Genomic DNA, 13,510 nt, shown 5'->3' with positions numbered 1-13,510 from the left:
GCTACGATGGGCAGACTCAACACTCCGCATGCCGAACCTGCCTCGGGCGAGCAATGGCGCGACCGTCGTTCGCCAGGGCGCATCATGACCAGTTGGCGCACTTCGCGACCACAGACTGACCCGTTAGCGCCGGCACCGGTGCGTCGCACGATCAAAACCGTCGTTCTTCTCGCAGGCCGCATAGAAAACCGGGTTGGGGCCGGCCGAGATGGGCGCGCAGCGCCCTGCGCCCACGCTCACCATCCCGCCGCTGAAGTGCGCCTCTAGAGTACGGTTGCAGTCGTTTGCGATGCAGAAGGTGAAGTTCGAGTTCTGCGCCCTGCGAATGCCCATGCAGTTGATGATGGGGGTGTAGTACTTGTCGGTGGACGTGCCTGCGTCGCCACCCTGCCCTCCACTGCCGAAGGCGGCCGCGGCACCAGTCTCGCCGCGCAGGGTCTGATCGGCCTTGCGGACCCAGGCCGCCGCATCCGGGTGGTGGGCACATTGTTGCTGGAACAGCTGCTTCAACGCGAGCTGTGCCTTCCGCTCGGCCGCCACGAGGCGTGCGCCGTTGCTGCCGGCCATGTCGCTCTCCTGCTTCCACTCAAGCTGGATGGCGCGGGCGCGCTCGATGCACTGGCCGTGGCTGAGCAGCGTGGAGTAGGTCGGTGCGGGTTTGCAGTCGCCAGGACCGCTGCTGGTGGTGGGCTCGCCCATGTGCGGCTGCAGGCAACCGTCGGGACCGGTGAGACGGCGCTCGCCGGGAAGGGTGTTGTGGATCACCACGCCGGCACCCGGGTTGACCACCTGTGCCTGGGCTGCGGGAGGCGGGCTGGGCCGCGCTTCGGGACTTGGCCGGCTGGGCGCTACGGGTGCAGGTTGGGAAGATGCGGCCGCATTGATAGAACCGGTGACGAAGTTGCCGAACTTCTCAAGCAATTGTTGGTCTGCTTTGCTCGTTGGCTTGCGCGTGATGAATGAGATCCGCGCCAGCACGACACACATATTCATCCACTCGTCGGCGCTAAAGGATGCGAGTTGTACAGGCCCGCTCGGTGTCACGCCTTTGACGACGCGATATGCGTCCATGTCATTCGCCAAGAGCGCTTGCATCATCTTCCGCTCTCGGGAAGCGATGTAGTTCAGCGACGAGAGCGGCGCGTCCGGATAGAACTCAGACCCTGGCGGTTCATGTCTCGTCGCGTATTGCAAGGGCCCCATCGACGTTGCGTCCTTGATGGCCTTGTTCAGCATCTCGAGCCGGCTCTGTCGCGGTGCGCTGCGGGCCATCTCTTCCTGCAAGCCCTGCCGAAAGAGCATCAGGTTGGCGGCCTGCATCGCTTCAAACGACGGTGTGCACGGCGTTGTATCAAGACGGGTGTTGATGGGGGCAGCAATGACGGAGCAGGACAGCAGTGAGCCTAAGACGATGCCGAAAATGGAATGGAAGGCGGACACGGAAGACCTCAACTGATGGTTGGTGGAAAGCAGTCGACGACGACAATACTTCCGGAAGCCAAGACTTCCGTCGCGTATTCGCGAGCTAGCCTAGCTCAGAAGAAGAGGGGATGGTCCCCCGAATCATGGGTGACGTCCCAAGCTGAAACAGCTCGGGAAGAGAGTGAGTGGCTGCCCTTCGAAGTCGAGCGGCAGCACCCAGTCTCAGGCGGTCACTCGATGCACCCTGTCGTCCGATTGAGAAGCGCCATCCGGCCTTCAATCTGTCGGCACCTTCTGCCTTGGTGGGTTGTATTTGCCAAGCGAAATCAACTTGCAGCAACGCCACGAAGCAGCCTCGTTGCGAAATACGCCCTGTAAGTTGACCGTCGCCCCAAGCGACTGACGGGTAGTCATCTGGCCGGCAAACATGATCAACACATCGTTCCGAAGAGTGGTGCTGTCTCGGCTGTGGCTCACGTTCGTTGTCCTCAGCCTGAGTTTCCTCGTCGGTGCGCTGGGCACGTTGAATCTCGTCAGTTTGCTGGCTGCGAATCTGCAGCTGTTGCGCGACCATGGGTTGATGGCATTGATGGACGGCGCACTTCAACAGTTGGTCGAACTTGTCGCGCAAGGCGTTGTGAGCTGCATTGCCTACATCGTCTTCAAAACTTGCGAGCATCGGCTGTCGGCATGGCTCGGCGGCGACTCCTGACTGCCGCGCGCAGCCCAATGCCATCCCACCCGCCGTTTGCCATCGCGACCACCCGTGCCGTCGTCATGGTGGCAAGTGGAATGAATGCGTCTGGACGGGACCAAGCGACATTCCTCCACACAGAAAAGCACCCACAACCGCCGCGCAGCGCTTACCCTCGGCCTTCCATCAACTGCGAAAGGAGGTGATCGTGTCTACATCCTCTTGGTCCGGGGCGGCTCCCCGAACATAGTCTTCGGCTTCGCAGCCGGACCCGCAGGCGCTCCTTGGAGCGCCTGCGTCATTTCTGGGGCCGTGTGCGGCTCAGCAGGGCGAGTTGGTCTGCGTCAGCAGGCCCAGCCGGTAGGGCAGGCGGTCGTAGCTGCCGCTCGCCCCGGGCGCGAGGCCCTGGTAGAGGAAGCGCATGTTGCAGGCGCTGATCTCCAGGTTCTGGTCGTACCCGGTGCGCAGGATCTCGCCGTGGCTGATGCCCTGGCTCCATTTGCCGGTGGGGAAGCTCACGTTGGCGTCGCCCGCGAAGGGGTTGCTCTCGGTGGCGCTCGCCATGGCCGTCCACGGGCCGCTCAGGCTGCTGGACGTGAACGAGCGGAAGTAGCGCCCGCTGCTGCCGATGGCCTCGATGATCATCAGGTACTGCCCCGTCTCGCGCACCTTGTAGACCTGCGGCGCTTCGAAGAGGTTGTTGCGGTTCGAGTCCTGCAAGGTGACCACCGTGCTGCCGAAGCCGTTCGGGAAGTTGGCAAGCGTGGTCTGCGAGCGGTAGATCTTGCCGTTGTCGCCAGCCGAGAAGAGGTGGCAGTTGACGGTGTCGCAGGCCACCGCGAAGTCGAGCCAGTTGGCGCCGGCGCGGATGTCCGCCTGGATGTTGCTCGGCACGCTGCTGTAGAAAGTGCGCACCGCGCTCCAGCCGCCCGGGTTGTTGATGTCGGGGTTGGTGGAGTAGGCGGCGTTGCCGTTCTGGAACACGAGGTACCAGAGCTGCGAGGGCGTGTGGAAGAAGATGAAGGGCGCCGCGCGGTAGCCCGCGCCGATGCGGGTCGAGTCGAGGAAGTACGGGTTGGCCGAGCCGGCGTTGGCCCAGTCGGTGAACGAGCGGTATTCGAGCCCCCAGCCGTTGCCCTTGGCCTGCGTGGAAAACACGTGCCAGCGGCCGCCGTGGTAGACGACCGTCGGGTCCTTGATCGCCACCTCCGGGTGTTGCGCGGCCGGCTTGGCGACCATCAGCGCAGCACTCGACGTCCAGCGGAAGCTCGTGGGCAACCTCACGCCGCCGGTGGGCGGCGGTGGCGTGGTCGTGGTGACCGGCACCAGCGCCCAGGTCTGGTTGCGGCCGGCGACGTCGGTGTATTGCTGGATGTCGGCGCCGTCGGCCGTGGAGGCCCCGACCACATCGAGTGCCTTGCCCGAATTGGCGTTGACGAAGCGCACCGCGTTGTTGTCGCTGCCGGCCAGGCGGAACTGCTGGCTGGCCGCGTTCTGGTCGGTGTACTGGTTGATCGCGCCGCCGTTGGCCGTGGAGCCGTTGGCCACGCCCACCACCTTGCCGGAGTGGCGGTTGCGCAGCCGGTAGTAGCCGTTGCCGGAACTCACGAACTGGAACTGCTGGTTGGCGCCGTCACCGCGCGTCCACTGGCGGAATTCGGCGCCGTCGGCGGTGATCCAGTTGTAGAGGTCGAGCGCCTTGCCGCTGTTGGCATTGACGAGCACGTACCAGGCGTTGGTGTCGACGGTGATGGCCGCGTCGGCCGGGCGCGGGCCCAGCAACAGCGCCGCGCCGGCGGCGAAGACGAGCGCCGAGATCGTGCGGCGCGCCCGGAGGGTGCGAGTGTTCATGACGGGTCCTTTCGCAGCCGGCCGGTTCAGAGGTCGCCGAAGCCGATGGCGCCGTTGCAGTGCAGCCATTCGCTGCGGCCCGAACCGCCGCCACAGGCGCTGTTCTGCCAGACGCCCGTGTTGTAGGTCTGGGCTTCGGCCTGGCGCACGCTGCCGTTCACGCTCAGGTAGTCGACCTGCACGTCGCGGCCGGTCGTATCGTTGGTGAACTGGACCAGCGAGCCACCCGACGCCGTCGTGGTGATGGTGTAGCTGGTCATCGTCGTGCTCAGCGTCCAGGTGCGCACGGCGGTGTCACCGATGCGCAGCGTGACGCTCTCCTGGCCGGTGGTGCCGCGTGCGCGCACGACGATGGTCTTGCTGGTGCCGCCACCACCGCCACCGCCGATGGTGGTGGTGCGCACGTAGTTCTTGAGCCAGGCCATCGCCGGGCGCTCGCTGCCGTCGCGGCGCACGAGGTGGGTGTTGTTGACCCAGGTCTGGCCCTCGATGTAGCCCCAGAGCGTCACGTGGGCCACGCCGGGGTGCGTCCACAGGCCGGGGAAGAGGCGCTGGTAGCGCGCGAGCTGGGTGGAGTCGTCGCCGGTCATGTCGAGCTCCGACACGAAGATGGGCACGCCCGTCTGCGCCAGCGAGTCGAGGTTGGCCTTCATCGTGGCGGCCGAGAGGTTGTCCATGCTGAAGTGGTGGGCCTGGATGCCCACGCCGTCGATCAGCCCGCGCGCCTTCAGGATGTTGACGATGCCCTTGTAGCGGTTGAGCTTGGTGGCGTCGTTGATGATCCCGTACTCGTTGAGCAGCAGCTTGGCGCTGGGGCAGTGCTGGCGTGCCTTCTGGAACGACCAGACGATCCAGTCCCAGCCGGTCGAGCCGGCGCCACCCAGCGCATTGCGGTAGCTCGCGGGCTGGCTGATGGGCTCGTTGACCACGTCGATGTACTGCGTCTGCGGGTAGCGCTGGCAGTACAGGCGCATGAACTCTTCGACTTCATACGCCTGGGTCGATGCGCTGACCGAGCCGATCCAACCCGGCTCCTGCGCGCCCCACACGAAGGTGTGCTGCTTGAAGGGGAAGCCGTTGGCGCGCGCGTAGTTGTAGGCGGTGTCGAGCGGGCCCCAGTTCATCTGGTTGCGCGTGGCCTCGACCGAGCCCCACTTGCCTGCGTTCTCGGGTGTGACCTGGTTCCAGTAGGCGCTGAAGTTCGAGGGCACGCTGCCCGCGATGATGTTGCCGAGGAACTTGGGCTTGCCCATGGCGAGCTGGGCCTGCGCGAGGCCAGCCGCCCCGAGCAGCGCGACGGCGCCGGTGCAGACGAGGGCGCGGCGGAGCGCCCGGACGACGAAGTGGGAGGTGATCACAGGCGCGCTCCTTGGACGTGCTGAGCGGACCGGGCTGGCCCCGCTGGGGACGCGATCCTCGGTGAAGCGCCCCGGCAGGGCGATTGGTGCTTGTGACCCCCCTTCCCGTACAAGCGGGCGCAGACGGCCTGTGCTACGCCATTCGCCTCGACGAATGGAAAACGGCCGGTGCAGGGCACCGGCCGCTGTGCGCAAGACGCGAGCCGTCTACTTCTTGGGCCGGATCGAATCCGGCACGCCCTGGATGAAGGCCTTGAGCTTCGGGATGTCTTCCGGTTTGATCTTGCCGGTGAAGTCGGGCATGCCCTTGTCCTTGGCCGCACCACCGAGCACCCAGGCTTCGAGGTTGTTGATCACGTCGGGGTGCGAGTAGCCGAGGTTGGGGATGTTGCCGCCGCGGTCGACCCCCGGCACACCGTGGCAGAGCACGCAGCTCGCGACATACAGGCCCTGGCCTTCGGGCACCTGCTTCGGGTCATAGGCCACGCCGGCGAGCAGCGCATTGAGCTGCACCGCCGCGAACTCCGGCAGCGGCGCCTTGCCGCCGAGGGCGAAGGTGTAGACCGTGCCGGGGCCGACCTTCTCGCTCGCGCGCTTGTAGACGCCGTACGAGCCGCCCCAGCCGACGGCGATCGACACGTACTGCTTGCCGTCGACCATGTAGGTCGCGGGCGCGGCGATCACGCCGGTGCCGGTGGGCGTCTCCCACAGCTTCTCGCCGGTCTTGGCGTTGAAGGCGAAGAAGCGGCCCTCGGCCGAGCCCTGGAAGACGACGTTGCCCGCGGTCACGAGCGTGCCGCCGTTCCACGGCGACACATGCTCATGGCGCCAGGCTTCCTTCTGCGCCACCGGGTCCCAGGCGATCAGGCGGCCGAAGGGCTTGCTCGCGGTGGGCGTGGCGCCGAGGAAGAAGGCGGTGTTCCAGCCCTGGTTGGAGCCGGCCGCGCCCAGCGTCATCTGGTCCATCTTCCAGGCCTTGTTGTCCATCATCGAGATGGGAATGTTCTGCGCGGGCAGGTACACGAGGCCGGTCTTGGGGCTGTGCGACATCGGGTGCCAGTTGTGCGCGCCGAGCGGCCCGGGGATCTGCTCTGTCGACTGCTCGCTGCGCGCGTTGCGCGTCTCGATGGGGAAGCCCTTGTCGTCGTAGCCGCTCGCCCAGTTCACGTCGACGAAGTTCTTCGCCGAGATGAACTTGCCGTTGGTGCGGTCGATGACGAAGAAGAAGCCGTTTTTCGGCGCATGCAGGATCACCTTGCGCGGCTTGCCCTTGATCTTGAGGTCGGCCAGGATCATCGGCTGCGTGGAGGTGTAGTCCCAGTTGTCGCCCGGCGTTTCCTGGTAGTGCCAGACGTACTTGCCGGTGTCGGGGTTGATGGCGACGATGGAGGCGAGGTAGAGGTTGTCGCCGCCACCCGGGCTGCGCAGGCGGCGCGCCCACGGCGAGCCGTTGCCGGTGCCGATGTAGATGAGGTTCAACTGCGGGTCGAAGGTGATGCTGTCCCACACCGTGCCGCCGCCGCCGGCCTCCCAGTACTTGTTGCTCGGGTCCCAGGTCTTGGCGGCACGCGCAAGCGCTTCCTGTTCGTAGGGCTTGGCCGGGTCGCCCGGCACGGTGAAGAAGCGCCACTTCTCGGCGCCGGTCTCGGCGTCGTACGCGGTGATGTAGCCGCGCACGCCATACTCGGCGCCACCGTTGCCGATGATCACCATGCCCTTGAACACTCTTGGCGCGCCAGTGATGGTGTAGGGGCGCTTGCGGTCGATCGAGGTGTCTTTCTCCCACACCACCTTGCCGGTGGCGGCATCAAGTGCGATCAAGCGCGCATCGAACGAGCCGACGTAGACACGCCCCTTGTAGAGCGCCACGCCGCGGTTGACCACGTCGCAGCAGCCCTTCACGCCGTGGTCGCGCGGCACCTTGGGGTCGTAGGTCCAGATGCGTTTGCCGGTGCGCACGTCGATCGCGTGCACCACGCTCCACGAGGCGGTGACGTACATGATGCCGTCGACCACCAGCGGCGTGGCCTCCACACCCCGTGTCGATTCGAGGTTGTAGCTCCAGACGAGGCCGACTCCTTGACGTTCTTGTCGTTGACCTGGTCGAGCTTGCTGAAGCGGGCCTCGGTGTAGTCGAGGCCGTAGCTGGGCCAGTCGCGGGTGGTGGCGTTGTTCGCGATGGCGCGGCCGTCGATGCGCGAGGTGACGGCGCGGATGTGCTCTTCCGAGCCCTTGGCCTGCGCGTGTGCGGCGAGCGGCACGCCGGCAGCCAGCACCATGGCGAACATGGCGATCCAGTGCTTCTTCATGCGGGAGGTCTCCTGTGGTTCGTGGCGTCACTGCTGCGTCGCCATCAGCCCTGCGTCGAGTCGGCAGGTTGCCGTCGGATCATCAGGAGATCGCCACCCCGTCACAACAAGGTGTTTTCCCCGAAAACACGTGATGCTCCGGCCCCGCCTGCGCCAGCCTGTCACACGAGGCGCCACAGGCGGCCCGCTATGCTTGCTGGATGAACCTGAACCTGGCCCAGCTGCCCGAGCGCTGCGAGGTGCTGGTGGTGGGCGCCGGCCCGGCCGGCAGTGCCGCCGCCACCGCGCTTGCACGCGCCGGCAAAGACGTGGTGTTGATCGACCAGCGCAGCTTCCCGCGCGAGAAGGTGTGCGGCGATGCGCTGATCCCCGACGCACACACCGCGCTGGCGCGTCTGGGTGTGCTCGACGAGGTGATGGCGCGTGCGCAGCGCGCCACCCACGTGGGCTGCATCGCGCCGCGCGGCGGCCGCGTCGACGTGCCCGGCCGCCTGGCGGTGCTGCCGCGGCGCGAGCTCGACGACATCGTCTGCCGCAACGCCGTGCGGGCCGGTGCGCGCATGTTTGCGCCGGTGCATTTCGACGCCCCGCTCACCGACACTGCCGGCCGTGTGTGCGGCGCGAGGCTCTCGCACGGCGACGAGACACGCGAGCTGTACGCCGACTGGGTGGTGCTCGCCACCGGCGCGGTGCCGCAGGCGCTGCTGGCCGCCGGGGTGTGCGAGCGCCAGGGGCCGGCCGCCGTCGCGCTGCGCGCCTATGTGAAGAACACGGCCCTGGCCGAGCGCATCCGCATGCTCGAGGTGGTGTGGCACCGCCAGCTGCGCCCGGGCTACGGCTGGATCTTCCCGTGTGCCGACGGCGTGTTCAACATCGGCGTGGGCGTCTTCGGCCACGCGAAGGAAGACGTGAACCTGAAGCGCCTCTTCGAGGGCTTCTGCGAGTTCTACGCACCCGCCCGCGAGCTGATGGCGGGCGGCGAGTTGCTCGGGCCGCTGAAGGGCGCCCCCTTGCGCTGCACGCTCGATGGTGCGCGCTACAGCCGCCCCGGCCTGCTGGTGACGGGCGAAGCCGCCGGCAGCACCTATGCCTTCACCGGCGAAGGCATCGGCAAGGCGCTCGAGACCGGCCTGCTCGCCGCCGAGGTACTCGCCACGAAACGCCCAGACGCCGAGGTGCGCAGCGCCTACGACAGCCACCTGCGTGCGCTGCGGCCACGCTTCCAGCTCTACGAGCGCGCCAACCGCGTCAACGCCCACCCCTGGCTCGTCGACCTGCTGATCTGGCGTGCCCGCAAGAGCGAGCGGCTGGTGCGGCGCATGGCAGGGGTGCTCGACGAGACGAGCAACCCGGCGCAGCTGCTGAGCGCCAAGGGCATGTTCAGGCTCTTCACGGAGTAGCCGCGATGTGCCAGCTCCTGGGCATGAACGCCAACACCCCCACCGACCTGGTGTTCAGCTTCACCGGTTTTTCGAAACGCGCCGAGGAGCACAAGGACGGCTTCGGCATCGCCTTCTTCGAAGACGCCGGCGTGCGCCTCTTCGTCGACGCGCAGAGCGCCGCACTGTCGCCGGTGGCCGAGATGGTGCGGCGCTACCCGATCCGCAGCGCCAACGTCATCGCCCACATCCGCAAGGCCACGCAGGGCCGCGTGGCGCTGCAGAACACCCACCCCTACCAGCGCGAGCTGTGGGGGCGCTACTGGGCGTTTGCGCACAACGGCGACCTGAAGGGCTACGCGCCCACGCTGCACGGCGCCTTCCGCCCGGTGGGTGACACCGACAGCGAGCGTGCCTTCTGCTGGTTGATGCAGGAGCTGGCCAAGGCGCATGCCGGCGTGCCGACCATCGCCGAGCTGACGCACACGCTGGGCGAGCTGGTGCCACGCATCGCCGCGCACGGCACCTTCAACTTCATGCTGAGCAACGGCCAGGCGCTGTGGGCGCACTGCTCGACCAAGCTGCACTACATCGTGCGCCAGCACCCGTTTCGCGCGGCGCGCCTGCAAGACGAGGACATGAGCGTCGACTTCGCCGATGTGACCACGCCGCACGACCGCGTGGCGGTCGTCGTGACGGAGCCGCTCACCGCCGACGAGACCTGGCAGCCGTTTGCGCCGGGCGAGCTGAAGGTGTTCGTGGACGGCGCGCCAGTGGCGGTGTGACCTCATAGGGCCCGACCACGGGGCGGCGCCCAGTGGACAGCCACTCGCCGTAGTAGTCGATCTTGCGATCGAGCAGCGCAAGGCCGAGTTTCCAGTCTTCGATGGTCGCCAACACCCGCTCGCGGTGCGCCGCGAAGAGCGCATGCCGCTCGGCGATGCTGGTCTTGCCCTGTTTCACGAGCGCGGCGTAGCGCCGCATCTCGCTGATCGTCATGCCGGTGCAGCGCAGCCTCTCCATCAGGTCGAGCCAGGCCACGTGCTCTTCCTGGTAAAGCCGGCGGCCGGCGCCGTCGCGCTGCACGCCCGGCATCAGGCCCTGGGCCTCGTACCAGCGGATGGTGTGCACGCTGCGCTGGGTGCGTCGCGACAGCTCGCCGATCTTCAGGGTGCCGGGCTTCTGGGGCATCAGCGGCTTTCCATATCCGTGGGTTCGTCGCGGCGGAACCAGGTGTCCCACACGTGGAAGGTGTCGTAGTACTCCTTCAGGTCGACGATCTTGCCGTCGCGCAGCGTGAGGAGCATGTGGTACTCGTTGTTGTAGCCGCGGCCGTTCTTCAGCTCGCCGCGCGATTCGACTTCCATCGCCACCTGGTCGCGTTCGGCGATGGTGTTCTTGACCCACATGCGCAGGCCGCCGTTCAGGCGCGCGTTCATGCGCTCGAAGACCTCGGCGATCTGCGCCTTGTCCTTCGGGCCCGCCGTGGGCAGCCGGTCGGGCTTGCCCATCAGGCGGTAGCAGATGTCGTCGGCGAAAAGGTCAAGCACGCCTGCGATGTCGTTGTCGTTGAAGCGCTCGATGAAGCGGCGGGCGACACGGGTGTTGTCTGCAGTCTGGGTGGTGTTCATGGTCAGCTCCTGGGGTGAAGACAAGGGAGCCGCGCATTTGGCGATCTAGAGTGCACTCTATGTCAAGCCCTGCGGCAAGATCGGGCCTTCGCCTCGCGCCGATCGCCCACCATGCCCCAGCCGCCCGCCCAACGCTTCGACAGCTTCTACCCCTACGACGCGCTGACGCAGCTGCTGTTCGACTACGCCACGGCCTACCCGGCGCTGGTGCAGGTCGACAGCATCGGCAAGAGCCACGAAGGCCGTGACATCTGGGTGGTGACGGTCACCAACCGCCACACCGGCGACGCCGACGACAAGCCCGGCTTCTGGGTCGACGGCAACATCCACGCGGCGGAGCTGACGGCGAGCACCGCGGTGATGTACTACCTGCAGCAACTGGTGCAGGGCTTCGACACCGACCGCGAGATCGCCCACCTGCTCGACACCCGCACGGTCTACCTCTGCCCGCGCCTGAACCCCGACGGCGCCGAGCTGGCGCTGGCCGAACGGCCGCGGCACATCCGATCGTCGACGCGCCGCTACCCGTTCGACGACGAGCCGGTCGACGGCCTGACGATGGAAGACATCGACGGCGACGGGCGCATCCTCTTCATGCGCCAGCGCGACCCGCACGGCCCCTACAAGAAGTGCGCGCAGGACCCGCGGCTGATGGTGCCGCGCGAGCCGGGCGAGTTCGGCGGCGAGTACTACCGGCTGATGCCCGAAGGGCTGCTGAAGAACTACGACGGCCTCACGGTCACGGTCAACAAGGACATCGAAGGCCTGGACCTCAACCGCAATTTCCCCGCCGGCTGGCGGCAGGAGCACGAACAGGTGGGCGCCGGACCCTACCCGACCAGCGAGCCCGAGGTGCGGGCGATGGTCGAGTTCATCCTGCGGCACCCCAACATCGGCGCGGGCATCAGCTACCACACGCACAGCGGGGTGATCCTGCGCCCGCCGGGCACGCACGGCGACGACGACATGACGCCCGAGGACCTGTGGGCCTACAAGCGTTTCAGCGCCATCGGCGAGAAGCTCACCGGCTACCCCGCCATCAGCATCTGGCACGACTTCAAGTACCACCCGAAGGAAGTCATCACCGGCACGCAGGACTGGCTCTACGAGCACCTGGGCGCGCTCTTCTGGGTGGTGGAGCTGTGGGCGCCCAACCGCGAGGCCGGCATCACCGACTACAAGTGGATCGACTGGTACCGCGAGCACCCGGTGGAAGACGACCTCAAGCTCCTGAAGTGGAGCGACGAGCAATGCGGGGGCCTGGCGCACGTGGACTGGAAGCCCTTCCAGCACCCGCAGCTGGGGGCGGTCGAGATCGGCGGCTGGGACAAGATGAATTACTGGCGCAACCCGCCGCCGCACCTGCGCGAGCGCGAGGTGGCGCGTTTCCCGAAGTGGATGACGCAGGTCGCGCTGTCGTTGCCCAAACTCGAAGTGCTGCGCACCGAAGTCCGCGCCCTCGGGCCCGACACCTGGCGCGTGCGCTTCGCGGTGTGCAACAGCGGCTGGCTGCCGGCCTACGTGACCAAGCGGGCGATCGAGCGCAAGGTGGTGCGCGGGGTGGTGTTCGAGATCCACCTGCCGGCGGGCGACCCGGCGGTGTCGCTGGTGAGCGGGCAGGAGCGCCTGGAAGGCCCGCAGCTGGAAGGGCATGCGCCGCCGAGCTCGTTGCAGGCCTTCCTGCCGCACCGCGAGGTGACGGCCGATCGTGCCGTGGGCGAGTGGGTGGTGCGGGCGCCGAAGGGCACGCGGCTGGCCTTGAGTGCGCGTGCCGATCGTGCCGGTGCGGTGCGCGCGGAAGTGTCGCTGGACTGAATCAGTCGTCGCCGAGCTTCGCGGCTGTTCGCCGGCCGCGACAACACGGGGGCATCGCTCATCGCCTCGCGCCACAGCTTCTTCGGGAGGAAGGTGCGCAGCTGCTCGATCGCCTTGTCCATCAACGCGGCGTGCAACTCGTGCCCGATGTGCGGCAGCACGTCGGCCGTCACGTCGCCGCCCAGGGCCACCAGGCGCTCGGCAGAGTCGATGGCCGGGCCGGGCGGGATCACCGCGTCGGCCATGCCGTGGAAGAGGTGCACCGTGGTGTCGTGCGGCGCATGCGCGGGCGGCGTGGCATGGCGGCCGGCGAACGCGAGCACACGGCCGGCGAGCTGCGGCTCGGCCTGCACCGCTTCGAGCGACATCACCGCGCCCTGCGAGAAGCCGGCGAGCGCCGTGCGCTCCCACGTCATGTGGAACTGCTGCTGCACCGCCCGCACGATGCCGACGAAGCGCGGCAGCGCGGCGGCCACCCGCTCGATCCGCCGCTCCTCGGTCAAGCCGATCGGCGAGAACCACTGCCAGCCACGCCCGCCGTTGCCTTCGTAGGCGTCGGGCGCGTTGAGACAGACGATCGCGGCCTGCGGGTATTCGGCCGCAAGGCGCTGGGCCAGCGGCGTCATGGCCGAGGCGTCCTGCCCCACGCCGTGGAACAACAGGAACAGCAATTCGGTCGGGCCGCTGGGCGGCAGGTGGGCGAGGGCGGAAGCGGTCATGACGGAAGTGTGTACCAGTGCGCAGCCCCGGGTTACTCAGGGGGCTGCCCCCCTTCCAGCCGTGAAATGCGGCACGTAGACTACAAACCGTTACAGGCACGCCACGTGCCATCCACCCGTCTGCCCCAGAGGAGGCCTCATGAGCGACGCGACCCAAGCCCGCGAGTACCAGGAGTCCCGGATTGAAGACGAACCCATCCTCGGCCCCGTGCTGGCGATGCCCGACGGGCGCATCCAGCCGCTGACCTGGATGGAGCGCCTGATGGTGAGGCTGCACCTCACCAACGCCAAGGCCCTGGAAGCGCGCTATTTCAAGCCGGTGAGCGCCTGAT

10 protein-coding genes and 2 pseudogenes are annotated in these 13,510 nt (G+C 67.3%); 5 read left to right on the top strand and 7 right to left on the bottom strand.

Annotation, left to right across the window (positions count from 1 at the left end; translation table 11 throughout):
* Positions 1-123: 123 nt before the first annotated feature.
* On the bottom strand, positions 124-1,440 hold the full coding sequence (locus tag LRS03_RS19750; protein ID WP_257827655.1) for a hypothetical protein: 1,317 nt from the start codon (positions 1,438-1,440) through the stop codon (positions 124-126).
* Positions 1,441-1,849: 409 nt separating this feature from the next.
* On the opposite strand from LRS03_RS19750, the gene LRS03_RS19745 reads away from it, so the two are divergent.
* On the top strand, positions 1,850-2,134 hold the full coding sequence (locus LRS03_RS19745; protein ID WP_257827654.1) for a hypothetical protein: 285 nt from the start codon (positions 1,850-1,852) through the stop codon (positions 2,132-2,134).
* A gap of 303 nt (positions 2,135-2,437) precedes the next feature.
* On the opposite strand, the gene LRS03_RS19740 is transcribed toward LRS03_RS19745, so the two are convergent.
* The 3 genes and pseudogenes from LRS03_RS19740 to LRS03_RS19730 all read right to left on the bottom strand — a co-directional run bounded on the left by LRS03_RS19740 (position 2,438) and on the right by LRS03_RS19730 (position 7,634).
* Positions 2,438-3,967 carry a non-reducing end alpha-L-arabinofuranosidase family hydrolase gene (locus LRS03_RS19740; protein ID WP_257827653.1) on the bottom strand — a complete coding sequence of 510 codons (1,530 nt, stop codon included), beginning with the start codon at positions 3,965-3,967 and terminating at the stop codon, positions 2,438-2,440.
* Positions 3,968-3,993: 26 nt separating this feature from the next.
* Positions 3,994-5,325, bottom strand: a complete 1,332-nt coding sequence (locus tag LRS03_RS19735; protein WP_257827652.1) for an endo-1,4-beta-xylanase — start codon at positions 5,323-5,325, stop codon at positions 3,994-3,996.
* A gap of 207 nt (positions 5,326-5,532) precedes the next feature.
* Positions 5,533-7,634: pseudogene (locus LRS03_RS19730) on the bottom strand (PQQ-dependent dehydrogenase, methanol/ethanol family).
* Between the two features lie 200 nt (positions 7,635-7,834).
* Between LRS03_RS19730 and LRS03_RS19725 the strand changes: the two are divergent.
* Both LRS03_RS19725 and LRS03_RS19720 read left to right on the top strand, forming a co-directional pair.
* Positions 7,835-9,034 (top strand): NAD(P)/FAD-dependent oxidoreductase, encoded by a 1,200-nt coding sequence (locus LRS03_RS19725; protein WP_257827651.1) that lies wholly within the window; start codon positions 7,835-7,837, stop codon positions 9,032-9,034.
* Positions 9,035-9,039: 5 nt separating this feature from the next.
* Complete coding sequence (locus LRS03_RS19720) at positions 9,040-9,798, top strand: class II glutamine amidotransferase (RefSeq protein WP_257827650.1); 759 nt, start codon at positions 9,040-9,042, stop codon at positions 9,796-9,798.
* Here the strand turns inward: LRS03_RS19720 and LRS03_RS19715 are convergent.
* Both LRS03_RS19715 and LRS03_RS19710 read right to left on the bottom strand, forming a co-directional pair.
* Positions 9,719-10,204, bottom strand: a complete 486-nt coding sequence (locus LRS03_RS19715) for a MerR family transcriptional regulator (protein ID WP_257827649.1) — start codon at positions 10,202-10,204, stop codon at positions 9,719-9,721. The genes LRS03_RS19720 and LRS03_RS19715 overlap by 80 nt on opposite strands.
* Positions 10,204-10,644 carry a nuclear transport factor 2 family protein gene (locus tag LRS03_RS19710; RefSeq protein WP_257827648.1) on the bottom strand — a complete coding sequence of 147 codons (441 nt, stop codon included), beginning with the start codon at positions 10,642-10,644 and terminating at the stop codon, positions 10,204-10,206. The genes LRS03_RS19715 and LRS03_RS19710 overlap by 1 nt, the downstream gene beginning before the upstream one ends.
* A 111-nt stretch (positions 10,645-10,755) precedes the next feature.
* Between LRS03_RS19710 and LRS03_RS19705 the strand changes: the two genes are divergently transcribed.
* On the top strand, positions 10,756-12,459 hold the full coding sequence (locus LRS03_RS19705; RefSeq protein ID WP_257827647.1) for a M14 family metallopeptidase: 1,704 nt from the start codon (positions 10,756-10,758) through the stop codon (positions 12,457-12,459).
* A gap of 65 nt (positions 12,460-12,524) precedes the next feature.
* Here LRS03_RS19705 and ypfH read toward each other — a convergent pair.
* A pseudogene (gene ypfH, locus LRS03_RS19700) lies at positions 12,525-13,178 on the bottom strand (esterase); the annotation flags it as partial.
* Between the two features lie 139 nt (positions 13,179-13,317).
* On the opposite strand from ypfH, the gene LRS03_RS19695 reads away from it, so the two are divergent.
* Complete coding sequence (locus LRS03_RS19695) at positions 13,318-13,509, top strand: hypothetical protein (RefSeq protein ID WP_257827646.1); 192 nt, start codon at positions 13,318-13,320, stop codon at positions 13,507-13,509.
* Position 13,510: the final 1 nt, after the last annotated feature.

Source organism: Rhizobacter sp. J219, from assembly GCF_024700055.1.
Classification (GTDB): Bacteria; Pseudomonadota; Gammaproteobacteria; order Burkholderiales; family Burkholderiaceae_C; genus Rhizobacter.
This window is presented reverse-complemented; position numbering and strand designations above follow the sequence as displayed.